The organism is Janthinobacterium longum, assembly GCF_051380735.1.
Lineage (GTDB): Bacteria > Pseudomonadota > Gammaproteobacteria > Burkholderiales > Burkholderiaceae_D > Janthinobacterium.
In genome coordinates this window covers 232,530-259,526 of sequence record NZ_JBNYXQ010000006.1, presented here as the reverse complement: position 1 = coordinate 259,526, position 26,997 = coordinate 232,530, and the positions used below count along the sequence as shown (strand labels likewise).

At 62.0% G+C, this 26,997-nt stretch carries 21 protein-coding genes and 10 tRNA genes; 12 read left to right on the top strand and 19 right to left on the bottom strand.

Going from position 1 to position 26,997, the window contains the following annotated elements:
• The first annotated feature begins 3 nt into the window (after positions 1-3).
• The 6 genes from ACQ4WM_RS17265 to ACQ4WM_RS17240 all read left to right on the top strand — a co-directional run bounded on the left by ACQ4WM_RS17265 (position 4) and on the right by ACQ4WM_RS17240 (position 6,571).
• Positions 4-3,759, top strand: coding sequence for an AAA family ATPase (locus ACQ4WM_RS17265; RefSeq protein ID WP_436547892.1), 3,756 nt, complete (start codon positions 4-6; stop codon positions 3,757-3,759).
• A gap of 77 nt (positions 3,760-3,836) precedes the next feature.
• On the top strand, positions 3,837-4,046 hold the full coding sequence (locus ACQ4WM_RS17260; protein WP_065308902.1) for a hypothetical protein: 210 nt from the start codon (positions 3,837-3,839) through the stop codon (positions 4,044-4,046).
• Positions 4,047-4,123: 77 nt separating this feature from the next.
• The gene (locus ACQ4WM_RS17255; RefSeq protein ID WP_436547891.1) at positions 4,124-4,996 is read left to right on the top strand and encodes a hypothetical protein; all 873 of its coding nucleotides are present in this window, start codon (positions 4,124-4,126) and stop codon (positions 4,994-4,996) included.
• A gap of 75 nt (positions 4,997-5,071) precedes the next feature.
• Positions 5,072-6,250 (top strand): methyltransferase, encoded by a 1,179-nt coding sequence (locus ACQ4WM_RS17250; RefSeq protein WP_436547890.1) that lies wholly within the window; start codon positions 5,072-5,074, stop codon positions 6,248-6,250.
• 47 nt (positions 6,251-6,297) lie between these two features.
• Positions 6,298-6,374, top strand: a tRNA-Met gene (locus ACQ4WM_RS17245).
• Between the two features lie 120 nt (positions 6,375-6,494).
• Positions 6,495-6,571 (top strand) — tRNA-Met (locus ACQ4WM_RS17240).
• 55 nt (positions 6,572-6,626) lie between these two features.
• Here ACQ4WM_RS17240 and ACQ4WM_RS17235 read toward each other — a convergent pair.
• The gene (locus ACQ4WM_RS17235) at positions 6,627-7,298 is read right to left on the bottom strand and encodes a hypothetical protein (protein WP_436547889.1); all 672 of its coding nucleotides are present in this window, start codon (positions 7,296-7,298) and stop codon (positions 6,627-6,629) included.
• Positions 7,299-7,529: 231 nt separating this feature from the next.
• On the opposite strand from ACQ4WM_RS17235, the gene ACQ4WM_RS17230 reads away from it, so the two are divergent.
• The 3 genes from ACQ4WM_RS17230 (at position 7,530) to dbpA (ending at position 11,206) form a co-directional block, all read left to right on the top strand.
• A complete protein-coding gene (locus ACQ4WM_RS17230; RefSeq protein ID WP_436547888.1) occupies positions 7,530-9,182 on the top strand; it encodes an acid phosphatase in 1,653 nt (550 codons plus the stop codon).
• A gap of 217 nt (positions 9,183-9,399) precedes the next feature.
• Positions 9,400-9,645 (top strand): hypothetical protein, encoded by a 246-nt coding sequence (locus ACQ4WM_RS17225; protein ID WP_436547887.1) that lies wholly within the window; start codon positions 9,400-9,402, stop codon positions 9,643-9,645.
• A 121-nt stretch (positions 9,646-9,766) separates the two neighbouring features.
• Positions 9,767-11,206: an ATP-dependent RNA helicase DbpA gene (dbpA, locus tag ACQ4WM_RS17220; protein WP_436547886.1), complete on the top strand. Its 1,440-nt coding sequence runs from the start codon at positions 9,767-9,769 to the stop codon at positions 11,204-11,206.
• 19 nt (positions 11,207-11,225) lie between these two features.
• On the opposite strand, the gene ACQ4WM_RS17215 is transcribed toward dbpA, so the two are convergent.
• From ACQ4WM_RS17215 to ACQ4WM_RS17205, 3 genes are all read right to left on the bottom strand, one after another.
• The gene (locus ACQ4WM_RS17215; protein ID WP_436547885.1) at positions 11,226-11,609 is read right to left on the bottom strand and encodes a hypothetical protein; all 384 of its coding nucleotides are present in this window, start codon (positions 11,607-11,609) and stop codon (positions 11,226-11,228) included.
• An 84-nt stretch (positions 11,610-11,693) separates the two neighbouring features.
• Positions 11,694-13,088 carry a cysteine--tRNA ligase gene (gene cysS / locus ACQ4WM_RS17210; RefSeq protein ID WP_436547884.1) on the bottom strand — a complete coding sequence of 465 codons (1,395 nt, stop codon included), beginning with the start codon at positions 13,086-13,088 and terminating at the stop codon, positions 11,694-11,696.
• A 241-nt stretch (positions 13,089-13,329) separates the two neighbouring features.
• A complete protein-coding gene (locus tag ACQ4WM_RS17205; protein WP_436547883.1) occupies positions 13,330-14,568 on the bottom strand; it encodes an MFS transporter in 1,239 nt (412 codons plus the stop codon).
• Between the two features lie 107 nt (positions 14,569-14,675).
• Between ACQ4WM_RS17205 and ACQ4WM_RS17200 the strand changes: the two genes are divergently transcribed.
• The gene (locus tag ACQ4WM_RS17200; RefSeq protein ID WP_436547882.1) at positions 14,676-15,512 is read left to right on the top strand and encodes an AraC family transcriptional regulator; all 837 of its coding nucleotides are present in this window, start codon (positions 14,676-14,678) and stop codon (positions 15,510-15,512) included.
• A gap of 6 nt (positions 15,513-15,518) precedes the next feature.
• Here ACQ4WM_RS17200 and ACQ4WM_RS17195 read toward each other — a convergent pair whose 3' ends face one another.
• The 15 genes from ACQ4WM_RS17195 to ACQ4WM_RS17125 all read right to left on the bottom strand — a co-directional run bounded on the left by ACQ4WM_RS17195 (position 15,519) and on the right by ACQ4WM_RS17125 (position 24,020).
• Positions 15,519-15,929 carry a hypothetical protein gene (locus tag ACQ4WM_RS17195; protein WP_436547881.1) on the bottom strand — a complete coding sequence of 137 codons (411 nt, stop codon included), beginning with the start codon at positions 15,927-15,929 and terminating at the stop codon, positions 15,519-15,521.
• 140 nt (positions 15,930-16,069) lie between these two features.
• Positions 16,070-16,645, bottom strand: a complete 576-nt coding sequence (locus ACQ4WM_RS17190; protein WP_070223695.1) for an elongation factor P — start codon at positions 16,643-16,645, stop codon at positions 16,070-16,072.
• Between the two features lie 135 nt (positions 16,646-16,780).
• A complete protein-coding gene (gene earP, locus ACQ4WM_RS17185; protein WP_436547880.1) occupies positions 16,781-17,947 on the bottom strand; it encodes an elongation factor P maturation arginine rhamnosyltransferase EarP in 1,167 nt (388 codons plus the stop codon).
• Between the two features lie 40 nt (positions 17,948-17,987).
• Positions 17,988-18,635 (bottom strand): retron system putative HNH endonuclease, encoded by a 648-nt coding sequence (locus ACQ4WM_RS17180; RefSeq protein WP_436547879.1) that lies wholly within the window; start codon positions 18,633-18,635, stop codon positions 17,988-17,990.
• Entirely contained in the window at positions 18,625-19,971 is a 1,347-nt protein-coding gene (locus tag ACQ4WM_RS17175) for an AAA family ATPase (protein ID WP_436547878.1), read from the bottom strand. The genes ACQ4WM_RS17180 and ACQ4WM_RS17175 overlap by 11 nt, the downstream gene beginning before the upstream one ends.
• 160 nt (positions 19,972-20,131) lie before the next feature.
• Positions 20,132-20,207, bottom strand: a tRNA-Glu gene (locus ACQ4WM_RS17170).
• A gap of 56 nt (positions 20,208-20,263) precedes the next feature.
• Positions 20,264-20,339 (bottom strand) — tRNA-Glu (locus ACQ4WM_RS17165).
• Positions 20,340-20,463: 124 nt separating this feature from the next.
• Positions 20,464-20,539: transfer RNA gene (locus ACQ4WM_RS17160), tRNA-Glu, on the bottom strand.
• A 303-nt stretch (positions 20,540-20,842) separates the two neighbouring features.
• Positions 20,843-20,918, bottom strand: a tRNA-Ala gene (locus ACQ4WM_RS17155).
• Between the two features lie 50 nt (positions 20,919-20,968).
• Positions 20,969-21,044, bottom strand: a tRNA-Glu gene (locus tag ACQ4WM_RS17150).
• A gap of 36 nt (positions 21,045-21,080) precedes the next feature.
• Positions 21,081-21,156, bottom strand: a tRNA-Ala gene (locus ACQ4WM_RS17145).
• 134 nt (positions 21,157-21,290) lie between these two features.
• A tRNA-Glu gene (locus ACQ4WM_RS17140) sits at positions 21,291-21,366 on the bottom strand.
• 64 nt (positions 21,367-21,430) lie between these two features.
• Positions 21,431-21,506, bottom strand: a tRNA-Ala gene (locus ACQ4WM_RS17135).
• A 126-nt stretch (positions 21,507-21,632) separates the two neighbouring features.
• Positions 21,633-23,039: a glutamate--tRNA ligase gene (gltX, locus tag ACQ4WM_RS17130; RefSeq protein WP_436547877.1), complete on the bottom strand. Its 1,407-nt coding sequence runs from the start codon at positions 23,037-23,039 to the stop codon at positions 21,633-21,635.
• A 69-nt stretch (positions 23,040-23,108) separates the two neighbouring features.
• The gene (locus ACQ4WM_RS17125) at positions 23,109-24,020 is read right to left on the bottom strand and encodes a LysR family transcriptional regulator (protein ID WP_436547876.1); all 912 of its coding nucleotides are present in this window, start codon (positions 24,018-24,020) and stop codon (positions 23,109-23,111) included.
• Between the two features lie 102 nt (positions 24,021-24,122).
• Here ACQ4WM_RS17125 and lysA point away from each other — a divergent pair, with 102 nt between their 5' ends.
• Together lysA and ACQ4WM_RS17115 are read left to right on the top strand one after the other, a co-directional pair.
• Positions 24,123-25,361 carry a diaminopimelate decarboxylase gene (lysA, locus tag ACQ4WM_RS17120; RefSeq protein ID WP_436547875.1) on the top strand — a complete coding sequence of 413 codons (1,239 nt, stop codon included), beginning with the start codon at positions 24,123-24,125 and terminating at the stop codon, positions 25,359-25,361.
• 57 nt (positions 25,362-25,418) lie between these two features.
• Positions 25,419-26,984, top strand: a complete 1,566-nt coding sequence (locus ACQ4WM_RS17115; protein ID WP_436547874.1) for a phospholipase D family protein — start codon at positions 25,419-25,421, stop codon at positions 26,982-26,984.
• Positions 26,985-26,997 lie beyond the last annotated feature (13 nt).

The window sequence follows — 26,997 nt, the reverse complement described above, 5'->3', positions numbered from 1 at the left end:
AACATGAAAATCCTCAATATCAGTGGCAAGAACCTGGCCTCGCTGGCCGGCGAATTCATGGTCGACTTCGAGCAGGAACCCTTGGCATCAAGCGGCCTGTTTGCCATCAGCGGCCCCACCGGTGCAGGCAAAAGCACGCTGCTCGACGCGCTGTGCCTGGCCTTGTACGATGCCACCCCGCGCCTGCTCAAGGTACAGGGCCGCAACGCCGTGCCGGACGTCGGCAAGGACACCGTCAACGCCCAGGATACGCGCACCCTGCTGCGCCGCGGCACGCCGGACGGCTACGCGCAAGTCGATTTTGTCGGCAACGACGGCCACAGCTACCGCGCGCGCTGGAGCGTGCGCCGCTCGCGCACCAGGGCCGAAGGCGCGCTGCAGGCCACTGCCATGAGCTTGCACCAGCTGCCCGCACTGCAGGCCATCGGCGGCACCAAAACGGAAGTCAAGGAAGCGATCGAACAACGCATCGGCCTGTCGTTCGACCAGTTCACGCGCGCCGTGCTGCTGGCACAGAACGAGTTTTCCACCTTTTTGAAAACCGAGGACAACGAGCGCGGCGAACTGCTGGAAACGCTGACCGGCAGCACCATCTATTCCGATATTTCGATCCGCGCTTTTGAACGCGCCAAGCAGGAAAAACAGGCGCTGGAACGCCTCATCGACAAGCTGGCCGACCAGCGCCCCTTGGCAGTTGAAGAACGCACGCTGATCGAACAGCAGGGCGCGCATGCGGAAGCGGCCCTGCAGCAGCTGGAACTGCGCAAATCGGTGCTGGAACAGCAGCAGCGCTGGCACCTTGACGCGCAGCGCCTGCAGGCCCAGGCCAAACAGGCCAGCGAAGCGCTGGACGCGGCAAACGTGGCGCTGGCTGACGCCGGGGTACGCCGCGACGCGTTGGCGCAATGGGACCTGCTGCAGCCGGCCCGCCCCTTGCTGGCGGATGTCGCACGGCTGGCCGCCGACAGCGCTGCGGCCACGCTGGCGGTGGCCGCAGCGCGCCAGCAGGCGCAGGATGCCTTGGCCGGCCAGGAACAACTGGCTCTCGCCGCCCTGCACGCTTCGACCCAGTTGCAGGCGCAGGAAACGGCGCAGCGCGAAGCGGCGCCGCAGCTCAACCTGGCCAAGGCGCTGGACGCCGGCATCGCCGCGCAATTGCCGGCACATCGCCAGGCCAGGGACGCCGCGCAGGCGATGGACGCCGCCAACGACGCGGCGCGCGCCCAGTTGCTGGCGGTACAGCAGCACCAGCAAGACTTGAATTCCCAGCAGCAGACAGGATCGCAATGGCTGGCAGGCCATCGTCACTGGCAGGCGCTGGCGAAAGACTGGACCTTGTGGGACCAGCTGTTTGCCCAGGCCGGCCAGGCGGCCGCGCAAGCCGACATAATGGATGCCAGCCTGGCGCAAGCGGCGCAACTGGTACGCCAGGCAACGCTGGACAACAGCAGCGCAAACGAGGCGCTGGCGGTCGCCGTCAAAAAGTCGGCCGCGCTGGAAGAGCAAAGGACCGCGGCCGCTGCCACGGTGCAGGCCATCGATGGCGAACAATTGCCGGCGCAGCGCCAGCAGCTGGAACGCCACGCCAAAGTGCTGGCGGCAGCCGACAAGACCTGGGCCGAACTGTCGCGCCAGCAGCAGCAACTGGCGCACTGGCAAGCAAGACAGGCACAACTGACGCAGGCCGCCGCTGCCGAAAACGCGGCGCTGGCGCAGGCAGCGGCCAAGGCGCCGGTGATCGAGGCATCACTGGCGCAGGCCGAAAAAGCATTGAAAGGCGCCGAAGCGGCATGCGCCGCCAGCGTTGAGCAGCTGCGCGCCACCCTGCGTGACGATGCACCCTGCCCGGTCTGCGGCGCCCTCGAGCACCCGTATCAACACGCCGACCATGCGCTGCAAGCCATGCTGGCCAGCCTGCAGGAAGGCGTGCGCGACTGCCGCGCCCAGGCGCTGGCCAATACCCGGCAGCTGGCGGCGCACCAGGCCGCCTTGAGTGGCCATGCACGCGAGCAGGCCGCCGCCGCGCAGGAACTCGATCGCCTGCCACCAAAAATAGCCAGCCTCGCCACGCAGTGGCAGGCGCAGTCCAACGGCCTGCCATTGCCTGAAGAAAGCCTGCGCAGCGCGTGGTTCGCCGAACAGCTGGCCGCCAATGATGCGGGCCTGCAGGCGCTGGCCGAACAGGAAAGCGCACTGCGCCTGGCCATCGCCAGGCGCGAGCAGCTGCAAGCGGCGCATGAGCAGGCGGCCAGGGAACAGGCCCGCCTGACGGCGCTGGCGGCCGATGCGCAGGCACGGCTGGCGCAGTTGCAGGCGCAGCAGGCGGCCGCCAGCGACAAGGGCCAGAGCGCACGCGCCAGCCTGGACGCCCTGCTCGGCCAGCTGGACAGCGCCTTTGGCGACGCCGACGGCGCGGAGAACTGGAAGGACAGCTGGCGCCAGGGACCGGCCGATTTCCGTGCCGCGCGCCACGCCGAAAGCCAGCAATGGCTCAAACAGCAAGCGGCGCAGGACGAACGCAGCCAGGCGCTGCTGACGGTGGCGGCACAACTGGAAGCGCTGGACACGGCCGCTACCAGGGCGCGCCAGGCGGCGCAAGACGCCCATACCGCCTTCAAGGCGCTGGACACGAAACTGATCGCCGCCCAGGCCGAACGCGCGGCGCTGTGGCAGGGCCAGCCGGTGCTGGACGTGGAACGCGCGCTGGCAGCCGCCGTCGAGACGGCAAGGGCTACCCTGGGCGCGCGGCAGGCCGCAGTACAACAGGCCAGCTTGCAGCGCACGCGGTTTGATGAAGCGCGCGCACAAGCCATGCAGCGCCTGGACAGCTTGCAGGCACAGGCCGGCGTTGCGACAACGGCGCTGGAGGACTGGCTGCGCGGTTTCCAGCTGGCCCATCCAGTCCATGCACCGGCTAATGTTGCCACCCTGCGCGAACGCCTGGACCTGGCGCCGGAAACGGTGCGCGCCGAACGCGAGGCCTTGCGGCTGCTCGACAATCAAGTGGCCGAAGCGCGCACGGTGCTGGCCGAGCGGCTGCGCCAGCAAGCACTGCATCGCGAACAACCACCGGCTAACCTGGAAGCCGATATGGCCGTTGTGCAAGCGTCGCTCGATGCCCTGCAGGCCGAACGCCAGCAAGCCAGCCAGGCCGCCACCGCATTGCGGCTGGCGCTGGCCCAGGACGATGCGCGGCGCCACAGCGCACAGGCGATGCTGGCGCAGATCGACGCACAGGCGATAGTCGAGCGGCGCTGGGCCAGCCTGAATGAACTGATCGGCTCGGCCGATGGCAAGAAATTTCGCAATTACGCCCAGCAATTCACGCTGGAGGTGCTGCTGGGCTATGCCAACGCACACCTGAACCACCTGGCGCGCCGTTATCAGCTCGAACGCATCAGCAACCCGAACAGCCCTTCGCTGGGCCTGATGGTGCGCGACCAGGACATGGGTGGCGAGCTGCGCTCGGTGCACTCGCTGTCGGGTGGTGAATCGTTTTTGGTCTCCCTGGCGCTGGCGCTGGGCCTGGCCTCGCTGTCATCGAACCGGGTGAGGGTCGAGTCGCTGTTTATCGACGAGGGCTTCGGCAGCCTGGACACGGAAACCCTGCGCGTGGCCATGGATGCGCTCGACGGCCTGCAGGCCATGGGCCGCAAGGTGGGAGTCATTTCACACGTACAGGAAATGACGGAGCGCATCGCCACCCGGATACTGGTGCAGCCGGGCGCCGGCGGCAAAAGCGTGGTCAGCGTGCGCTGAGCTGCGTGGCGGGTTTGCAACAGGCAGTTGGGTTAAAATCTCGCCCTTCGCGTTTCCATACTATACAAAGGAATTCCATGAAAGCCGCCCGCAGCCTTACCTTCAAATGCGTCAAATGCCAGAAAGCCGTGCAGGTCTACCTGCAGAAAGTGTCGGCATGCTCGCATATCCAGCCCTACCAGGGCCTGTGCCAGTGCGGCGAACTGAAGCGCCACGCCACCGGCCAGGCCGATGCCGTCAAGTCCTACCTGGAGTCGGCCGACGGCAGCTGGTCTCACCATCATTGAACCTGTTACAAACCAACAGTTAAAGAATGCGCGCAGCCTGCCGTTAATTCCGATACAACGTTGATTTGGACAAGACCATGGCCACTACCCTGCCCCAGCTTCCCGCCCTTGGCGCGCGCCAGACCGGCGCCAACGCGCTCACCGGCCAGCAAGCGGCCAAAACCGGCGGCAACACCTCCAGCACCGCCGACGCCCTGATGCAGCGCACGGCGCAAGACGTGGTGGCCCTGTCGAAAAAAGGCCTGGACCTGTCGGCGCAAGGGCTTGCGCAGCGCACCGATGCGCTGGGCAACGCCACCCTCGACGTGGCGCAGGATTTCGTCGGCAATATGGCGCGCCAAATGTTCGGTGACGGCGCCAGCATCAGCTTCGATTCGGTCGACCTGTCGGCCGCCTCCGGCTATGCCGCGCAGGCATCAAGCAGCTCCGGCGCCGGTGGCACGCGCAATGCGGCCGCCTTCAGCCTGGCGGAAAATGCCCACTTTATCGGCAAGGGTACGATCACCACCGCCGATGGCCAGACCTTCGATTTCGAACTGGAAGTGCAGTACGAATCGAAGATCAGCGCCAGCGCGGCATACGAAACCAGCAACGCCAATGAACAAGCCGATACAGGCGACAGCGGCGACCTGCCGACCCTGCAACTGCCAGCCATGAATTTTGCCGGCAGCCTGAGCGACCTGTTCAAGATGCTGGGCCAGCAGATGCAGAACAGCATCTACAATGCCGGCCAGGACAGCGCCGACCAGACCACGTCCAAGCCTGGCGACGAAGTCGGCAGCCTGACGTTGCGCTTGCTTAATTTGCTGCAGCCGCCGAAAACCGTCGATGAAGCGGCAAAGCCTGTGGACGTTCCCATCGCTGCTGCGCCCGAGTTGACACCCGAAGCGCAGGCCCGCGCCCGCGCAGTGGCCGAAGCCTACGGCGGCAAGCCGGGCGCATCGGAGTAGACGCCGGGGACGTATAATGGAAGACGGCCTGCGCAGGCGACCATGCCGCGCGCCACCTTCTTTCGATTGAATCCCATGCCTGACACCTCTACTTCCACCGTTCATCCGCAGATCCACTGGAGCGAAAACGGCGTCGAACAATCGGCGCGCTGGCGCTCGGAAAGCGGCATGCCGCCGCCGAAACGCGTCGTTATTGCCGATGACCGCACGACGGCCGACCAGGCCTACCGCCTGGCATGCGAAGGCACGGCCATGCTGTGGCGCGGCGACTTCCAGAACGCGCGCCAGTTGCTGCAAGCGCTGGCCCGCCGCGCCGACCACAAGAACGACAAGCCCAGCAAAAAAGCCCTGGCCGCCAAACTGGCCAAGCCAGAACCAAGCGCCACCGAAGCATTCCACTTGCACCGCCAGGCCCAGTCGCAGCGCGCCCGCACCCTGGCCATGCTGCTGCTGCATTTTGACGCCGACTACACGATCCCGCTGCGCCGCGCGCCGGACGTGAAACTGGCCTGCAATGAGGCCTATGGCCGTGGCGAAACACCGTTTGTCGCGTCGCTGCGCGAACTGCTGGGCCTGATCGGCGCCCATGAATGGCGCCGCACCGGCGTGGAATTGCCGGCCCTGGGCCAGCGCATCCACCCGCACTATGGCGTATTCGCGCCTATCCGCAGCGAGTACGTGGGCCTGGTCGCCGACGCACCGCTGCCACCGCGCACCAGCCTCGCCTTCGACATCGGTACCGGCACCGGCGTGCTGGCGGCCGTGCTGGCCCAGCGCGGCGTCAAGCGCATCGTCGCCACCGACCAGGACCCGCGCGCCCTGTCCTGCGCCCGCGAAAACCTGGCGCGCCTCGACCTGGCTGGCCAGGTGGAAGTGATCCAGGCCGACCTGTTCCCGGCCGGCCGCGCACCGCTGGTGGTGTGTAACCCGCCGTGGCTGCCGGCCCGCCCCAGCTCGCCCATCGAATACGCCGTCTACGACCCCGACAGCCGCATGCTGCGCGGTTTCCTGGCCGGCCTGGCCGACCATCTGGAGCCAGGCGGCGAAGGCTGGCTGATCCTGTCGGACCTGGCCGAACACCTGGGCCTGCGCCCGCGCGCGCAACTGCTTGAATGGATCGCCGCAGCAGGATTGAAAGTCGTCGACCGCCTGGACGTGGCCCCGACCCACCCGCGCGCGCAGGACGCCACCGACAGCCTGCACGCGGCCCGCTCGAAGGAAATCACCTCGCTTTGGCGCCTGGCGGCGGCGTAATCTCGCCCGCTTATTGCGCAATGCAGCAAACCCGGCTATAATTCGCCTGCGGGGTGGAGCAGTCTGGCAGCTCGTCGGGCTCATAACCCGAAGGTCACAGGTTCAAATCCTGTCCCCGCAACCAATACTTGAAAGCCGCTGAATCTGTAAAGATCAGCGGCTTTTTCATGCGCTGCGGATGTGTCAACCCTGCCCTGTCAGCCCTGTCCTTTACGCCGGGTGACAAACCAGTATATAATCTTGGTGCGGGGTGGAGCAGTCTGGCAGCTCGTCGGGCTCATAACCCGAAGGTCACAGGTTCAAATCCTGTCCCCGCAACCAGATACAAAAAAAGGCTGATCCCGCGATCAGCCTTTTTTGCATTCTGTCCCCGGTTTTATGCTTGCGCCTGCTGCATCATGCGTATCTGCTTTGTGGCCGCCTGCAAGCTGGCGGTGACACGGTCGAGCTTGTCTTCGCCGGCCGCGTCGGATAGCGCGGCAAAGGCGCTGACATAAAAGGTAGCGACCATCATCGGCGGCACGCTGCATTCCAGTGCGGCCGTGCACAGCGCGGCGCCGGCGTCGAGGAAAGCCGAGCTGCCCGCCTCGAACGCATGCTTGGTGTCGATCAGGTCCTGGCCGCCTTCCGCCATGGCCAGGCAGTCCTCGACTTTTTGCTGGAACGCGGGCAGCAGATGGCCTTCGGGCGCAACCGGCTCAGGTTCTTCCGCCAGCCCTTCCGCGGCTGGCACCGGGACCGGCTCGGGCTGCGGCAAGGGCGTGTCATGCAGCGCCAGCCAGCGTTCGACGGCCAGGTAGTCGGCGAACGGCTCGGCCACCCTGGGCTTGAGCAGCCATACTTCGCCAGTGCGCCAGTCGATCCTGGAGTTGCGCTCGTTCCTGGCCAACAGGATATCCTTGCCACCGGCAGGATTCGATACGCGGCCGATTTCCAGCCAGTTCAGCAATTGCGCCTGGCGCGACATCGCCTGCACGCGGTGAAAAAAAGCCATCCACAAAAATACGGCAATCATGAGCAACAGGATAGCGCCTACCAACCACATCATCTTTTTCTCCGCAACTTCATCAAAGGCCATTCTCGCACATCGAGGCTTGCCATCAAGAAACTTCAGGAATCGTGCCAGTGGTGTTTGCACAACGCGGCGCGGCTGGCGATTGCCAGGCGCCACTTTCCGCCCCGGCAAAAGCGCCTGGAGCTGCATCAGAAGGCCCAGGGAGCAGCCTGCTGATGCAAGCTGCTACAATTTCCCTCTTTGATTTTTACTCCGGAGATCCTTGTGAAACCCAGCGACCCGCAAGCCCAGTCCACCGACCTGCCAGCCAATCCCGCGCGCCGCCGCATCTTCCAGGCCGCCACCGCAGCAGGCCTGGCCAGCAGCGGCATGCCGGCCATGGCGGCGGCAAAACCGTCCGTGGTCAAGGGCTCGCTCGACGCCAAGCTCAAGGCACATGTCAAAAACGTGGTCGTGATCTACCTGGAAAACCGCAGCTTCAATAATCTGTTCGCCAACTTCCCCGGCACCAGCGCGCCACTATCCGCCGTCACGCCGGCACAGGCACGGCAACTGGACCGCAATGGCCAGCCTTTGGCGACCCTGCCGAAGATCTGGGGCGGCATGGTGCCGGACCAGCAGAATGTCGGCGGCATTGATTACCTGATCAAGGAAGACCAGATTTCCGGCCTGGCCAATGCACCCTACAAACTGAGCGACGCGGCCGGCAAGCCGCTGCCCGAAAGTATCATCACGCGCGACCTGGTACACCGCTTCTACAACAACCAGATGCAGATCAACGGCGGCAAGAACGACTGCTTTGCGGCCTGGGCCGACAGCGGTGGCCTGGTGATGGGCCACTATGGCGAGACGTTGAAAAACCTCAACCTGTGGCAGATCGCCGAGCAGTACACCCTGTGCGACAACTTCTTTATGGCGGCCTTTGGCGGCTCGTATATGAACCACCAGTTTTTGGTCACGGGCCGCGCCAACGAATACTTCAATGCGCCTGATACGACGGCCAGGAAAAAGATCGCGGTATTGTCCGACGGCCCGCAGGGCGTGCGCCTGGCGCTCGCCGCAGATTGCCCGGCGTCGGCGCTGGACGGCAAACCGAAGTACGTCAACGACGGCGCGATTACCCCGGACGGCTATGTCGTCAACACCATGGCGCCGCCGTATCAACCGAGCTATATCCGCCCCGCCTACGACGGCGACCCGCTGCACGCCGACCCGGCAGACGCCAATACCCTGCCGCCGCAAACCTATGACACCATCGGCGACCTGCTGTCTCGCAAGGGCGTGAGCTGGGCCTGGTACGGCGGCGGCTGGCAGGCCGCGCTGGACCACAAGGGCGGCGGCAGCAAGCCGAACTTCCAGTTCCACCACCAGCCACTGAATTACTTCAAGCAGTTCGCGCCAGGCACCTCCGCGCGCGCGGAACACCTGCGCGATGGCGGCACCGGCGACAGCCCGATCTCGAACAAATTTTTGGCCGCTGCCGTGGCGGGCAAGCTGCCGGCCGTGACTTTTTATAAACCACAGGGCAATCTGAACTTGCACGCCGGGTATTCGGATATCGAATCGGGCGACCAGCACGTGGCCAATGTAATCCAGCACCTGAAGCAGTCGCCGCAGTGGAAAGACATGATCGTGGTGATCACGTTTGACGAAAACGGCGGCTGGTGGGATCACGTGGCGCCGCCAAAAGGCGACCGCTGGGGACCGGGCACGCGCATACCCGCCATCGTCGTCTCGCCGTTCGCGAAAAAAGGCTCGGTCGACCACAGCTTCTACGACACCACGTCCATCCTGCGCCTGATCACGCGCCTGCACGACCTGCCGCTGCTCGAAGGGCTGAAGCTGCGTAACGATGCGTTTGCGTCGCGCGGTGCCTTGCCGCCGGGCGACCTGACGGGCGCACTGAGCTTCCGCTAAAGCGTCATCAGCGCGCCCACGCTGTGGCACGCCTGTGATACACTGCGTGCCGCACTTAAATCCGCAGGACAGGTATTCCTGACGAGAGAGCCCACCATGAGCCCGACTCCAGTAGCCGGGCTTTTGTTTTGTGGCACAAGCGTACCAAGCACAGATACAGCGGGCAGATTGTTGCCCGCTCCCCGGCCTTGTTCGACCGGGGACCAGAGGTTCAGAAATGAGAGACAAAAAAGACAACGCCACCATCGACTTGCCCGGTTTCGGTCCGCCGCCAGCGCCTGATGCGCCCGCGACGACCGAGGCTGCGCCAGAACCGCAGCGCCGCCCGCGCGTGCGCAAGGCGGCACTGAAACAGGTTCAGCTCGAACTGCTGGAGCCTACCGATGCCTCCGGCCTGCCTGTCTGGACCCGCGATGAAGGCCTGGACCTGACCGGCTTGCCGATCTGGGCGCCCGCGAGTTGAAACCATTGAAACAAGACGGCGGCTGTTTGCCACCAGTACCACCTGCAACACCACCCGCACAAGGGCGTAGAACGCCTGTAGACTGTGCCCATCCCACCCAGTTTTTTACCGGCTACGCCCCATGACATCGACCACCGACACCAGCAGCACGGCTGCTACCGCTTTTTCAAGCCTGCCACTGACCCCTGCCTTCCTGGCCAACCTGGACTCGCTCGGCTACCACGAGATGACCACCATCCAGGCGCAAAGCCTGCCGGCGGTGCTCGACGGACGCGACCTGATCGCGCAAGCGAAAACCGGCAGCGGCAAGACGGCCGCCTTCGGCATCGGCATCCTGCACAAGCTCAACCCCGCCTGGTTCGCCGTGCAGGGCCTGGTGATGTGCCCGACGCGCGAACTGGCCGACCAGGTGGCCAACGAGCTGCGCCGCCTGGCGCGCGCAGCCGGCAATATCAAGATCCTGACCCTGACCGGTGGCGCGCCGATGCGCCCGCAAATCGCCTCGCTCGAACACGGCGCACACATCGTGGTCGGTACGCCAGGCCGTTTGCGCGATCACCTGGGCCGCGGCACCATCAACCTGGGCCACGTGCAGACCCTGGTGCTCGATGAAGCCGACCGCATGACGGACATGGGCTTTTACGAAGAAATCGCCGGCATTGTCAGCGCCTGCCCGGCGCGCCGCCAGACCCTGCTGTTCTCGGCCACCTACCCGGAAGACATCCGCCGCGCCACCGCATCCTTCCTTGTCAATCCGCTGGAAGTGACGGTCCAGGCGCAGCACGACAACGACAAGATCGAGCAGCGCTTCTATGAAATCGGCTTCGACGAGCGCAACAGCGCGGTGGGCAAGCTGCTCAAGCACTTCAAGCCCGAGTCCACGCTGGCCTTCTGCAACACCAAGGTGCATTGCCGCGAACTGGCCGAAGAACTGCGCCAGCAAGGCTTCTCGGCCCTGGCCCTGTACGGCGAACTGGAACAGCGCGAGCGCGATGAAATCCTGGTGCTGTTCGCCAACCGCAGCTGCTCCATCCTGGTGGCCACAGACGTTGCCGCACGCGGCCTCGATATCTCGGACCTGGGTGCGGTGATCAACGTCGATGTGTCGAAGGATACCGAAGTGCATATCCACCGCATCGGCCGCACCGGCCGTGGCAGCAAGAAGGGCCTGGCCCTGTCGCTGTGCGCGCCAAACGAAAAGAAATGGGTCAAGCTGATCGAGCAATACCAAAACAGCGCCGTCGAGTGGCACGAGCTGAAGGAACTGCCCGAGGACGATGGCATCGAAGCCTTGCCGGCGCCGATGGTGACCCTGTGCATCATGGGCGGCAAGAAGGACAAACTGCGCCCGGGTGACCTGCTGGGCGCACTGACCGGTGACGCCAGGCTGACCAAGGAGCAGGTGGGCAAGATCAATGTGTTCGAGTTCATGACCTACGTGGCGCTCGAGCGCAGCGTGGCCGAAGCGGCTTTCAAGCGCCTGAACAACGGCAACTCGCTGGGCCGCGACTTTGGCAATATCAAGGGGCGCAGCTTCAAGATGCGCTTTATCGAGGCGTAAGCCTCGCGTGCTGCCGGAGTCACAACATCATCGGCAAGCCAAACAGCAGGAATACAAATAGCACGGCACTCGATACGTAGGCCAGAATGCTCAACGCGGAGGCGCGCAGCCATCCCGCAGGCAAGCCATTGCTGCGGAGCGCATTGCGTTGGAAATACCATGCGCACGTGGTGATGGGCCAGCACAGTACTACGATCGATGCCAATTTGTGAGGCAACAGCGTTGACGGGGTCAGGCCAGTGATATTGGCGCAGGTCGTCACCGTCGCCAGGGCCAGCGAATACAGGAAACAGTGACGCCAACTGACGCTAATGCGGCGCATCAGCCTGGCGGCGAATTTGAGACAGAATGTGAATAAAAGCATCACCGGAAAATACATCAGGCTTTTGTAGAACATATCCATGCAAGCACCGTTCCGACAGATGAGAGAAGCTGATTGTACCTTGCCATATTGGCCAGCTCTTGCGCGATTCGCTTGAACAATATTTCAGCCTGGTATAGCCAAAGGTATCCTGCGCACCAGCGGCCCTGCCTGCGTATCCTCGATGTCATATCCCGCCCCGCGCACCAGCGCCCGCAAGCCATCGGCGTCCAACCAGCGCCGCTCTTTGCGTGCCACCTCTCGCTGTGCCATCCATTGCTGCACCTGCTGCGGCACCGCTACCACCGCAGGCTGCCAGTTGGCCAGGTCCAGCCCCAGCGCCGCATCAAACTGCAGAATGGTCGCCTTTTTTACACCATCAACCAGATCGCTTTTCAGGAGCTCCCACAGCACCGCCAGCGCGCGCGGATAGTTCAGATCGTCTTTGAGCGGCGCGGCAAACTTCGCCAGCCATGCCGCATCGGCATCGCCCTGTGCCTCGCCCAGGCCATGCACGCAATTACGCAAGCGCGCCAGTCCGCTGGCCGCCGCAAGCAAAGCCTCGTCGCTGAAATTGAGGCTGCTGCGGTAGTGGGCGCCCAGGCACAGATAACGGTAGGCCAGCGGATCGACACCCTGCCCGACCAGGCTTTGCAGGCGCAAAAAATCGCCTGAAGACTTCGACATCTTCGCATCCTGTGTTTTCAGGAAGGCGCCATGCAGCCAGAAGTTGGCCAGCCGCGTGCCGTGGCGCGCCTGCGTTTGTGCGATCTCGTTGCTGTGGTGGACCGCCACATGGTCTTCGCCGCCGCAATGAATATCGAAATACGCGCCCAAGTGCTTTTCCGCCATCGCCGAGCATTCGATATGCCAGCCCGGAAAGCCCAGGCCCCACGGGCTGTCCCATTCCATCTGGCGCACTCCCGGCGTGCCGCTGAACTTCCACAGCGCGAAGTCGCAGATATCGCGCTTGTCGCCCAGTTCCACGCGCTTGCCGGCCTGCAGGCCATCGCGGTTCAAGCGTGCCAGCTGGCCGTAGTCGGGCTGGCGCGCGGTGTCGAAATAAATACCGTCTTGCGTGCGGTAAGTAAAACCCTTCGCTTCCAGGTCCAGGATAAAGGCGATCTGTTCGCCGATATGGTCGGTGGCGCGGCACCAGACGGTGGGCGGCAAAATGTTCAGCAAAGCCAGGTCGCTTTCGAACGCCTGCGTGAACTGCGCTGCCAGGTCCCATGCCGACTTGCCGCTGCGGGCGCTGCGTGCTTCGAGCTTGTCGTCGCCGGTATCGGCGTCCGAGGTCAGGTGGCCCACGTCGGTAATATTCATTACATGCCGCACCTGGTAGCCGTTAAAGGCTAGTGCGCGGCGCAGGCCGTCGACAAACAGATAGGTACGCAGGTTGCCCAGGTGGGCGTAATCGTAGACGGTAGGACCGCAGGCATACAGACCCGCCTTGCCCTCTTCGATGGCCTCGAACGGACGCAGGCTGCGGCTATACGTGTCGTACAAATGAAGTGTCATGCGGGACTTTCACAAGTGGTTCGGCAAAAGAAAATGGCCACAGGTTTTTCAACACTGTGGCCATCGGAATGAGGAATGAAAAGTTTAACGGCGCCGGGCCGCATCCTCACGGGACCACATAGCCGGACAGGTACACAGCGCAGCAGCGGCGCCGGTGATCGATACTGGATGGATGGTGGAGGAGTTCATGGCTTTGACTATCGCATGGACTGCGGCGGGCCGTCAAGCCCGCCGAATCCGTTTACTTTTTCGGCGCCTGTTCGATATGCGGCAGCAGCACCGTCAGGATGCCCAGCAGCGGCAGGTAGGAGCAGATTTTGTACACATAGGCGATGCCGGCGATATCGGCGATATGGCCCATGGCGGCAGCCGCAATGCCGGACACGCCGAACATCAGGCCAAAGAAAATACCGGCGATCATGCCGACCTTGCCCGGCACCAGTTCCTGCGCAAACACCACGATGGCCGAGAACGCGGACGAGATCACGAAGCCGATAATCACCGTCAGCACGGCCGTCCAGAACAGGTCCACATACGGCAGCAGCAAGGTGAATGGCGCGGCGCCCAGGATCGAGATCCAGATCACGCGCTTGCGGCCGATGCGGTCGCCGATCGGGCCGCCCATAAAGGTGCCGGCAGCCACCGCTGCCAAAAACAGGAACAGATACAACTGGGCTGCGCCGATGGTCAGGTGGAATTTGTCGATCAGGTAAAAGGTGTAATAGCTCGACAGGCTGGCCATGTAGATGTACTTCGAGAACACCAGCAGCGCCAGCACGGCCAGCGCACCCAGCACCTTGTTGCGCGACAGGTTGGGGCCGTGGCCGGCCGCTTTCGGCTTGAAGCTGGCCAGGTGGCCGCTATACCAGCGGCTGACGCTGTACAGCACGGCGATGGCCAGCACTGCCAGCAGGCTGAACCACGCGATATTGCCCTGGCCACGGCCGACGATGACGGCTGCCGCCAGCAGCGGGCCCAGCGCCGAACCCACATTGCCGCCCACCTGGAACAGCGATTGCGCAAAGCCGTAGCGCCCGCCCGAAGCCATGCGCGCCACCCTCGACGCTTCCGGGTGAAAGGTCGAGGAACCCACGCCGATCAGCCCGGAAGCGATCAACAGCGTTGGAAAGGTCGACACGATGGACAGCATCAGCACGCCCGCCAGGGTAAAGCACATGCCAACCGGCAGCAAAAACGGCAAGGGACGGCGGTCGGTATACAGGCCGATCCACGGCTGCAGCAGAGAGGCCGTGCACTGGAAAGTCAGGGTAATCAGGCCGACCTGGGTAAAGCTGAGGGCAAACTCGGCTTTCAGCATCGGGTAAATCGACGGCAGCAGGGCCTGGATCAGGTCATTGAGCAGGTGCACAAAGGCGACGGCGCCCAGGATGTGCATGGCCAGGCCGGATTGCTGCGGGGAAGAAGAAATGGTCTTGGCCGCCGTGACAGGCGTGGCCAGGGTATCGGTAGTGGTATGCATGGTGCTTTCAGGATCGTGCAGCCCCTGGGGCGGGCCGGCAGGAAAGCCAGTATAGTATGGGCGTCGAACTGATGACTTCCAATAATCGTCGCCCAAGTGACAAAACGATGCAGACAAATCACCTTGCTCCGGTCGATGCCGATGGCATGCCATTTACGCGCAGCAGCAATGCCGGCGACTACCAGCATGTGCCGCGCCCGGTGGCGGTGATGTCCAGGCAATATGACGCCGCGGCCCACACCGCGCCGCACAGCCATGTGCGCGCGCAATTGCTGTTCGCCACCGAGGGCGTGATGCGCGTGACCACCGAACACGGCGTATGGATATTGCCGCCGCGCCGGGCGCTGCTGATACCGGTGGGCGTGGTGCATGAACTCGATATTCTCAGCGCCCTGAGCATGCGCACCGTGTATATCGATGCGCAGGCCGCCGCCCTGTTTGGCCCGGCCTGCAAGGTGGTGGAAGTGAGCCGGCTGCTGCGCGAACTGATCCTGGCGCTGCTGGATGAAGAAGTGCATTACGAGATCAACGGCCGCGGCGACTGGCTGGCCAGCCTGATCCTGTCGGAACTGGCGCGCGCCGACACGGTGCCGATCGCCATCCCGTGGCCACGCGACCGGCGCCTGGTGGGCGTCTGCACCGCCATCATGGCGGCTCCGGGCAGCCGGCGCAGCATTGAAGACCGGGCGCAGGACGCGGGCGCCAGCGCGCGTACCCTGATCCGGCTGTTTCCACGCGAAACGGGACTGCACTACCGGCAATGGCTGCAGCAGGTGCACCTGGCCGAGGCATTTTGCCGGCTGGACCGTGGCGAAAGCGTGGGCGCGATCGCCTTTGCACTGGGCTACGCCAGCCCCAGCGCCTTTTCCGCCATGTTCCGCCGCATCCTGGGCCGCACGCCACAACACTACCTGAGCGAATGGCGCGGCGCCGACCTGCCCTGACTGGCCTTACAGCGAGCAGCGCACGCCGACCACGCCATTGACCTTGCCTTCGGGCCAATGCACTTCGCGCCAGCGAAAGACGCCGGGCGCGACAAAAATCAGCTGCCATTCGACCAGTTTGCCGTCTGCCGTGCGGCGGGTTTCATTGTCGTAGCGCAGGGTCAGGCTATGTTCCGTTTCCGCCAGCACGGTGGCGGCAAAACGGTTGGTTTCGCCCAGTTTGCTGGTCCAGGTGCGGTCGTTGAAGATGGCCAGCTTTTGACGATCATCCGACAATTGCATGCGCGAAAAGCGCCGCTCTCCACTGCAAGCGCTGTTGGCATTGACGCTTTCGGCCCAGCTGCCGGACAGCTGCGTCTCATCGAAAACAGGGGTAGTGGCGGTAACGGCGGCGCTGAGCAGCAAAGTGGCAAGCATGGAGGTCGGGGTCGCTGGAAACAGAACAAGTTTGCAGCATAGCAGTGTCTGAACAGAAATGTTGTTACTTAGTATTAAATTCAGGTAAAAAAAAGCGCTGCCCGCAGGCAGCGCTTTTCTGTCACAGCAGCGGCAACGTATCAGTTACGTACGACGCGCTTGTATTCGTTGGTACGGGTGTCGATTTCGATCACGTCGTCTTGTGCCACGAACAGTGGCACTTGCACGGTGTGGCGATGTGCATCGATGGCGTTTTCGATCTTGGCTTCTTTCAGGACGTTGCCCGAAGTATTGCCCTTGACTGCAGGCTCCGAGTAGACGACCTGGCGTGCGATGGTGGTTGGCAGTTCGACCGAGATTGCCTTGCCATCGTAGAAAATGGCTTCGCATTCCATGCCATCTTTCAGGTAGTGCAGTGCGTCGCCCAGGTTTTCTTCTTCGATTTCGTACTGGTTGTATTCGGTGTCCATGAACACGAACAGCGGGTCGGCGAAGTAGGAGTAGGTAACCGGCTTTTTATCCAGAACCACCACGTCGAACTTGTCGTCGCCGCGGAACACGTTTTCCATCGGGGTGTTGGTCAGAAGATTTTTCATCTTCCATTTGTAGGTGAAGCCCGTGCGGCTCGAGCCGTTGACATCAGAACGCAACACGATCATAGGCTTGCTGTCGACCATGATGATATTGCCAACACGAATTTCTTTTGCGGGTTTCATAGAAGTGTACGTAAAAAGTGGGTTGCATGAAGACCATCTGCCGCCGGTGCGCCATCGGCGCCGCAGGCTTGCGTTTGATCGGTTTAAAATCTGTCAGAAATAACCGGGCATTTTACCTTAGTTTTGAGCCTGCGCCTACCGCGGCAAACGCACGAACGACAGCAGGTTGCCGGCCAGGTCGCCATTAACCAGCATCTGCGCCTGCCAATCCCCTGCCTTTGCCGCCATGCGCGGCATGTCCGTACGCAAGGCCGGCCACAGGCCGGACCAGCCAGCTTCCGCCGTCCTTGCGCCATTCCAGTATTCGCTGGCGTCCGCCAGGCTGTCGATGACACCATCGGCATCCAGCGCATAACGCTGGAGAAAGGCGCGCAGCTTGACGTGGTGCAGGTTTTCATCCTGCGGATAGATATGCCAGATAAATGGCTTGCCGGCCCACTGGGCGCGCACAAAGGAATCTTCGCCGCGCACAAAGTTGAAGTCGCAGGCCCACAGCAGTCTGTCGTAGTCATCCTGCGGCACGAAAGGCAGCACGCGCACGGTCAACGCGCCTTGCGTGCACGTCGCTCCTGCGATGGCATTGGCGCCGATAAAGCCGCTGACGGCATCGAACGCCACCCCTTCCGGCACCAGGCACAAGATGGGCTCGCCACCACCTTGCCAGCTGGCCAGCAGCTCGGCCACCGGTGCATGCGGATAGCAGAACAGCGACACTTTGGTCGCAGTCATCTCATGCGCCGTGACGCCAAATGGCGCCAGGAACGCCCGCATGGCCGCCGGATCGGCCTGGAATTGCCGGCGCCGCTCTTCCAGCCCCGCCTCGCGCAGCAGGCCACCGGTTTTATCGGTAAAGCCGGGAAAGAAAAAATGCTTGATCATGCCGTGGCGCGGCGAAGTGAGCTTATGGCAGCCTTCGACCCACTCTTCCGCACTCAAGCCTTCTAGGTTAAGCCACGCAGGCTGCGGCTGCCGCTGCGCCATGGCCGCGATATAGCCGGGTGGAATATCGCAGGCAAAAAATTCGATCACGATATCGGCAATCTCGGCCGGTGCGAACTGGCTACCTTGGTCGCGCCAGTGACGCACCGTCACGCCCGCCTGCTGCTGGATAGTTGCAGCCACATCAATTTCCGGGCAGATCCGCCTGAAACTGGCCAGATCATCGACCCACAGCGTGACAGCCACACCATGCTCGCGCTGCAACTGTCGCGCCAGGCGCCAGCAGATGCCGATATCGCCGAAGTTGTCGACGACCTTGCAGAAGATGGCGAGGGAGGTCGTTGATTCTTGATTGATGGACATATTGATTCGGGGCGCACATAAAGGCCGCGATTATGCCCGATTATGCCATTAATGCCAGCATTTGCTCGGCGTATCGCGCAATGACATGGGCCAGATCCTTCATTCTGCCGTCCGCGTCGGGCTGGCGATGTACCGAGCAAATATGCAGCAGCTCGTCAACAGTCAGGAAAAAGTCATCAGGAAACAAGCCTTCCAATACGCCCTGACGTCGATTACGCAGGTATCTTCCATCGAGCGCGAGCAACCGTATCATGTAGATTGCACTGCTATCGTCCGGCGCTGCCGGCAATATCTGGCCATCGGCGGCATAGAGAAAACGTTGCTCGCAGCCGGGATCGGATGGTGCGATGTGCCGCACCTCATCGAATTTTCCGCCTTTCGCTTGACCACAGTGCAGCGGAAAACGCGGCTCGACAAGCGTATTACAAGAGCAAAACAAGTTGGTGTAATCGAGGTCCAGCGCTGGATAGCTGTTTTGCGGCCGATAGTGCTCGATATGACTGTCAGTCTTGTCAACGCGCCGCCCACAGTAGCAGCATACCCAGCCCTGCTCTTTCAGTAACGCAACATGCAGCTCACCCTTTTCGGGCTGCCGCAAATCGCCATAGGCAGGCGCCCATCCTTCGTCACCCTGGACCTTCCATTGCTCGAATGCTGGCGGTGCCTGCCTACGTATTTCATCGCCCAATGATTTCCTTGCGACTGATAATCGCTTCAGCGCGTCCGACTTCGGGCAGGTTGGGTGCAAGTGCAGACAATGTGGCAATGTGTTCGCGCGCCACGACCAGTTCATTGCGCGCCAGCGCTGCGAATAACTGAGTCAACTTTTCTTCAATCGACTCCGCACGCATGGGGGCGTCCATCACCTCTTCCAGTATCTTGCTTGAATCGAGCCCGTAGCTTGCCTCCGGATGTGCCGTTGCTTCGGCATTGAGCAAAATGATTTGCTCGGGCTGCAATTCTCCCAGTACCTGGGGTGAATGACTCGATACGATAAACTGCAAGGCTGGAAATGCCTGCTGCAATCCACGCGTGAGATCACGTTGCCAGCGCGGATGCAGGTGCATGTCGAGTTCATCAATCAGGATCACCCCTGGCGTATCGCGGATGACGGCATCGCCCAAATGCGGATTGAGCAGGCAAAGTCGACGCGCAATATCGACCAGCAAGCCGACCACGGCCTTCTGTCCATCGCTGAGGTTGGAAAATGGCGAAGCAGGCTCAAAAGCATCATTTTTTTCCAAAAACAAGGTTCGCTGCTTCATGTCATAACGCAGACCCTTGTAACCAGGAAGCACGGCTGCCAAAGCACCATTGACCAGGGCAAGTTCGTCATCATCAATCGCATCGAAAGCGATGCCGGACTCGGACGATTTTTGATAGCGCTCCAGGCATTTTCCAATCACCCAGTTCTGCAAGGACGATGCGTCGAGCGAAGCATCCCACCAACTGCTGTAGGCATCGAAACGCGAGTTGCGCTCTTGCGCGGCGTGCAGCTCATCGGGCTGGCCTTGGTCCCAGCTTCGCCTGGCACGATAGAACAAGAGCAGAGGCAGTGTCTGTTGAGATTCGCCAGCCATAAGCTCACGGCTGAAATCTCTTCTCAGGTACGCAGGGAAGATGCTGGAGAGTGATTCGAAGTCATTCCTCGTACGCCCTTCTCCTGCGACCTGCTCATCAAGCTGCGCCGGCGCGACAGGCGACTCTTTTTTCACACCCCAATGGGCCAGTTGCTCGAATACCTCACCCCACATCTGCACCTTCAATGGATACTGAGGTTCAAAGCGAATCTGATGGCCATTCGCAATGGGCTGCAAGCGCGCGAGAGCGGTATCTTTCAGGATATCGGGACTTTTAACCTGAAGAAATTGCGTGAAGCCCGTAAAGGTTTCGCAGATGGCATTGAGTATCGTCGTCTTGCCGCTACCGTTGATCCCAGCGAGCACATTGAAGTGCGCATGAAAATTGATTTTCAGGTCGCGATAACGACGGTAGTTCTCCAATCGAACGGTATCGATCTTCATGAGCAGTTCTCTGTAGGTGCGTCAAGCCGGTGTCGGCATCAGTGCCAGTCATCGGCATAATGATTATAGTATCGGGATGGAAGGCGCAGGAAAGTTCTCGTGAAAACAAAAAAGCCGCGCTGTTACCAGGCGGCTTTTTTGTTGGCTGAATCAGCCGGTCTGGCGTCCCCAAGGGGATTCGAACCCCTGTACTCACCGTGAAAGGGTGATGTCCTAGGCCTCTAGACGATGGGGACAAAAACTCTGTCCTGGATGCGGTGCGCTGCATCCGGCCTTGCTTGCTACTCGAATCTGGCGTCCCCAAGGGGATTCGAACCCCTGTACTCACCGTGAAAGGGTGATGTCCTAGGCCTCTAGACGATGGGGACAGAAATCTGTCCTGAATGCTCTGCTACGCATCCTGACCCTGTACTACAACAATATTGCAGAAACAAAAAAAGCCTGACTTGTCAGGCCCGTTCAGCACTGCAGTTACTTTACAACTAAAAATCCTGGCGTCCCCAAGGGGATTCGAACCCCTGTACTCACCGTGAAAGGGTGATGTCCTAGGCCTCTAGACGATGGGGACCTGTGCTGGCTTTACTCTCAGCGGACTCTTCGTTGAAGGCCTTGCTTGGCCCCTCAAAAAAGCGTGCGCGAAGTATAGCATGGGGTGGCTCACGAAATCAACTGGCGGGGATTTTATTTTGCAGCTTATTTTAAGTATTTCCCTATGGGAATCGGATGTTGACTTAGAGCGGCGGCATTGTCGGATTACGCGTGCCGCTAATCCGACCTACGCCACACCCCCTTCATGGGTATGGCGATAAATCTGCGGACGTAAAAAAAGCCGCTCCAGGCGACTTTGATTACTGTGTACATTCTGCGCTATTGGTGGAGGTAAGCGGGATCGAACCGCTGACCTCTTGCATGCCATGCAAGCGCTCTCCCAGCTGAGCTATACCCCCCGTGCGCAGAAACTGCTGCTACTCTTTGCTACAAAAACACCAGACCGAACTGGCGTCCCCAAGGGGATTCGAACCCCTGTACTCACCGTGAAAGGGTGATGTCCTAGGCCTCTAGACGATGGGGACCGCGGAACTACTTTTGCTGCTTTACTTCTGCGCTATTGGTGGAGGTAAGCGGGATCGAACCGCTGACCTCTTGCATGCCATGCAAGCGCTCTCCCAGCTGAGCTATACCCCCCGGGCGCAGAAATAATAAAAGCCGCACTTGGCGACTTTGTTCCACTACTTGCTTTCCATCCAGAACCGATTTTTTACCGGCCTGAACTTGCAACAATCAGTACAAACAACTGCCACTACTATAACACAACTACCTGGCGTCCCCAAGGGGATTCGAACCCCTGTACTCACCGTGAAAGGGTGATGTCCTAGGCCTCTAGACGATGGGGACCTCGGAACTTCTACAGCTACTGCACCGCTTTAACGACTAACAAAACGTGACACTGTTTTGCTGCTGGTGGAGGTAAGCGGGATCGAACCGCTGACCTCTTGCATGCCATGCAAGCGCTCTCCCAGCTGAGCTATACCCCCGTTGGTGCAGAAACAAGAGTATAGCAAAGAAGTTTCACTCTGCAAATACCCTTTTTCGCCCATGACACAGTTTTCACAGGCCACGGTTTTTCGCACCGTCATTCCAGCTTTATCTGACAGCGGCGCTTACAACCACTTCGCCAGGCGCGCCAGCACGGTCTCGCGGCCAAACACCACCACCACCTGGTCGATGGCCGGCGTCTGCAATTGACCGGTCAGGATCAAACGCAAAGGCATGGCCAGCAGCGGCATCTTGATGGTGTTGGCGGCCAGAACTTCCTTGATCATGACAGCCACGGCCTCCTTGTTCCACTCCACCGTGGCGATGCGCTCGGCAAACTGCGCCAGCACCGGCTTGATGGCGTCGGTAATGTGCTGCGCAACCAGCGCCGCTTCGGGCTGCGGTTCGCGGAAGAACAGCATCGAAGCGCTTGCCAGCTCATTGATGGTATTGGCGCGCTCTTTCATCATGCCTAATACCAGCGCCAGCTCGGGCGCGCCTTCGAAGACGGCGCCAGCAGCCACCATTTGCGGGCGGGCCAATTCGGCCAGGCGGGCGTTATCGGCCTGCTTGATGTAGTGGTTGTTCAGCCAGGCCAGCTTTTCATTGTTGAACTGGGCCGCCGATTTCGACAGGTGGTTCAGGTTGAACCACTCGCAGAACTGCGCGGTCGAGAACACTTCATCGTCGCCGTGGCTCCAGCCCAAACGCGCCAGGTAGTTCAGCATGGCCTCTGGCAGGAAGCCCTGCGCCGGGTAATCCATCACGCTGACGGCGCCATGGCGCTTCGACAGCTTCTCGCCGTCCGCGCCCAGTATCATCGGCAGGTGGCCGTACAGCGGCAGCGGTGCGCCGATGGCACGCAGGATATTGATCTGGCGCGGGGTGTTGTTGACATGGTCGTCGCCGCGGATCACGTGGGTGATCTGCATGTCCCAGTCGTCGACGGCGACACAGAAGTTATAGGTCGGCGTGCCGTCCGGGCGCGCGATCACCAGGTCGTCCAGTTCGCGGTTCGAGATCGTGATGGTGCCCTTGACCACATCGTCCCAGGTAACGTCGCCATCGAGCGGATTCTTGAAGCGCACCACGGGCTTGCGGTCGGCAGGAATGGCCGGCAGGGTCTTGCCCGGTTCCGGGCGCCAGGTGCCGTCGTAGCGCGGCTTTTCACCGGCGGCGCGCATGCGCTCGCGCATGGCTTCGACTTCTTCCGGCGACGAGTAGCAGTGATACGCAGTACCTTCGGCCAGCATCTGCGCCACCACTTCGCGGTAGCGGTCCATGCGCTGCATCTGGTAGAAGGGACCTTCGTCGTGGTCCAGGCCCAGCCATTTCATGCCTTCGATGATGGCTTGCACGGCTTCCGGCGTGGAGCGCTCCAGGTCCGTGTCTTCGATACGCAGCACGAAAGTGCCGCCAAAGTGGCGGGCATAGGCCCAGCTGTATAAAGCGGTGCGGGCGCCGCCCAGGTGCAGATAGCCGGTCGGGCTGGGAGCAAAACGGGTGCGGACGGGAGTAACGGTTGTGGTCATCGAAGTCATCAGGCCAAATGAAGTAAAACGCCATTTTACTCTGTTGGCCGCCGACGCTCCACCAGCAGGCTACAACTGCAGCAATCGTCTTTTCACCTCGTCCGCCTGGGCATGCAAGGCCTGTTCGAACAGGGCGACCAGCTGCGACAAGGGCCGGTGCAGCGGCTTGACGATATTCACGGTGAACGGCAGCGACACGTCAAAACGGCGTATCTGCAAACCGTGGCCGGCAAAATCGAGCGCCGTCAGCGGATTGACGATGGCCAGGCCCACGCCCTCGCGCACCATGGCGCAGACCGACGCCGCGCTGTGCGTATCGAGCGCCATGCGCCGCTCGACGCCGGCCTGGGCAAAGATGGCATCGATCTGCTGGCGATAAGGGTCGACCGCCGCCAGGCTGATAAACGGCAGCCCCGCAAAGTCCAGCGGCGCCAGGATAGCCTTGCCGGCCAGGGCATGGCCATCGGGCAGCACGCACACTTCATCGACCGACATCAGCTTGGCCAGCAGCGTGCCGGGCGGCGCATTGTCCACTTCCGTCAGGCCGAAATCATGGCGCTGAGCCGACAGCCATTCTTCCAGCAGCGGCGACTCCTGCGGCGTGATGCTGATGCTGACGTTCGGAAAATCTGCCACGAACGATTTGCAGGCCTGCGGCAGCAGCGACTGCGAAAACACCGGCAGGCAGGCGATCGACAGCTGGCCTTGGTCGAACTGGCGCAGAGCGGTGGCCGTGCTGACGATGCGCTCCAGGCCGAAATAGGCGCGCTGCACTTCCTCGAACAGCTGCAGGGCCTGCGCGGTGGGACGCAGCCGGCCGCGTTCCCGTTCGAACAGGCTCAAGCCGGTCAGGTATTCCAGCCGTGCCAGCTCGCGGCTGACGGTGGGCTGCGAGGTATGGAGCATGGCGGCGGCGGCAGTCACGCTGCCGGTGGTCATGATGGCACGGAAAACTTCGATATGGCGCAGGGAGATGGACATAAGCCATATCATAAATGAATAAGGCCGCCCCAAATGGATATTTTATGTTAGCGCGATAAACCGTGATGATGATGCTATTGATCCCTCACACGAAAGCGCACGATGAAGCCCGTCAACGACCAGACCCTCGCCCAACTCGCCCAGCAGCACGGCACGCCCCTGTGGGTCTATGACGCGGCCACCATACGCGCGCGCATCAGGCAACTGGCGCAGTTCGACACCGTGCGCTTTGCCCAGAAAGCCAACTCGAACATCCACCTGTTGAGCCTGATGCGCGAGGCGGGCGTGCATGTGGACGCCGTCTCGCTGGGCGAGATTGAACGCGCGCTGCAGGCCGGCTACACGCCGGCGCAAAGCTATGGCGCGGCCGGCGTGGTGTTTACCTGCGACCTGTTCGACCGCGCCACCCTGGCGCGCGTGGTGGAAGCGAAGATCGAAGTCAATTGCGGCTCGATCGACATGCTGCGCCAGCTGGGCCCTGTATCGCCGGGCCACCGCGTCTGGCTGCGCATCAATCCCGGTTTTGGCCATGGCCACAGCAACAAGACCAATACGGGCGGCGAAAACAGCAAGCACGGCATCTGGCATGAAGAGCTGCCGGAAGCACTGGCCGTGATCCGCACCCATGGTTTGCACCTGGTGGGCCTGCACATGCATATCGGCTCCGGCGTCGACTACAGCCACCTGGAAACCGTCTGCGGCACCATGGTCGGCCTGGTGAAAAACATGGGCCACGATATCGAAGCCATTTCCACCGGCGGCGGCCTGTCCGTGCCCTACCGCGACGGCGAGCAGCCGGTCGATACCGATCACTACTTCCAGCTGTGGGACGCGGCCCGCAAGCAAATTGAAGCGCACCTGGGCCACCCGGTCCACCTGGAGATCGAACCGGGCCGCTTCCTGGTGGCTGACGCCGGCCTGCTGGTGGCGGAAGTGCGCGCCACCAAGCAAATGGGCGGCAATCATTTCACCCTGCTCGATACCGGCTTCAATGAACTGATGCGCCCCGCCATGTACGGCAGCTACCATGCGATGACGGTGATCGCGCATGACGGCCGCGCACTCGATGAGCAGCGCGACACCGTGGTCGGCGGCCCGCTGTGCGAATCGGGCGACGTGTTTACCCAGCGCGATGGCGGCGTGGTGGAAACCCGTTTGCTGCCGGCGGCAACGGTGGGCGACTATGTGGTGTTCGAAGGCGCGGGCGCGTATGGCGCGTCAATGTCGTCGAACTACAATAGCCGTCCGCATGCGGCCGAATACCTGGTCGATGATGACGCGTCCCGGCTCATCCGCCGCCGCCAGACGGTGGCCGAACTGATCGCGCTCGAAGCTGTGTAATACCTCGGGCACGGCGCTCTTCTGCTACCATCGGGCAACCCCGTAGAAAAGAGCGCCATGACCCGTATTGCCCTGCCCTCGCGCCGCATCAAGGCACTGTGTTTCACGCTGCTGCTGTCCCTTCTGCTCGGTGGCTGCGCCGACCTTCCTTCGCTGGCGGACCGCACGCACAGCATCACCCTGACCGACATGGCCGACACCAGGCTGGCGCAGGCCATCATGCCGCTGGCCGCCCAGCATCCGGGGGTCTCGGGAATCTATGCACTATCCGACGGGCGCGATGCGTTTGCCGCACGTGCCCTGCTGGCCGCCGCCGCCCAGCGCACGCTCGACGTGCAGTATTACATCTGGCACAAGGACATCACCGGCACCCTGCTGTTCGACTCCTTGCGGCAGGCGGCAGAACGCGGCGTGCGCGTGCGACTGCTGCTGGACGATAACAATACGTCCGGACTTGACGACACCCTGGCTTTGCTGGCCAGGCAGCCGAACCTGGAAATCCGCCTGTTCAATCCCTTTGCCCTGCGCTCGCCGCGCGCACTGGGTTTCCTGACCGATTTTTCGCGCCTGAACCGGCGCATGCACAATAAATCGTTCACGGCCGATAACCAGGCCACCATCGTTGGCGGGCGCAATGTGGGTGACGAATATTTCGGCGCCGCCGGCGACGTGCTGTTCGCCGATCTCGACGTGCTGGTGATCGGCACCGTGGTGGGCGCCGTGTCGAACGACTTCGACCGCTACTGGAACAGCCCTTCGGCCTACCCGGCCACCTTGCTGATCAAGCGACCGGCCGCAGGTGACGCCGGCGAGATCGCCCGCGAAGCGGACCGCATCGACGACACACAGGCGGCAGCGCAATATGTGCTGGCGATGCGCACCTCGCCCTTCGTGCAGCAACTGATAGAGCGCCAGTTGCCGTTCGAATGGGCGCCCACGCGCCTGGTCAGCGACGATCCGGCCAAGGTGCTGGACAAGGCGCGTCCCGGCTCCGGCGTGGCGGCCAAGCTTAAAACACTGCTGGGCGTGCCGGAGAAAGAGCTCGATCTGGTCTCGCCGTATTTCGTACCCGGCAAATCGGGCACGCAGGCGTTTGCCGAGCTGGCAAAAGAAGGCGTGAACGTGCGCATCCTGACCAATGCACTGGAAGCGACCGACGTGGCGGCCGTGCATGCGGGCTACGCCAAGTGGCGCAAACCGCTGCTTGAAGCAGGCGTGACCCTGTATGAATCACGCCGTTCGTGGGATAAGGGCGACGCGCGTGAAAAGACGGGCCGCTTCGGCAGCTCGGCCTCGAGCCTGCATGCGAAAACCTTTGCCGTCGACGACCAGCGAATCTTTGTCGGCTCCTTCAATTTCGACCCGCGCTCGATCGACCTGAATACCGAAATGGGCCTGGTCATCGACAGCCATGCGCTGGCCAGCAAGCTGGGCCAGGCCATGCGCAGCACCATCCCCCAGCGCGCCTACCAGGTGCTGCTGGGCGACGACGGGGAACTGTACTGGATCGCGCGCGACGCCAGTGGCGCCATCACGCGCTACGACACCGAGCCCGGTACCAGCGTATGGAAGCGCATGGGGGTGTCGATTTTGTCGCTGCTGCCGATAGACCGGTTGCTGTAACACGAGAGTTGAA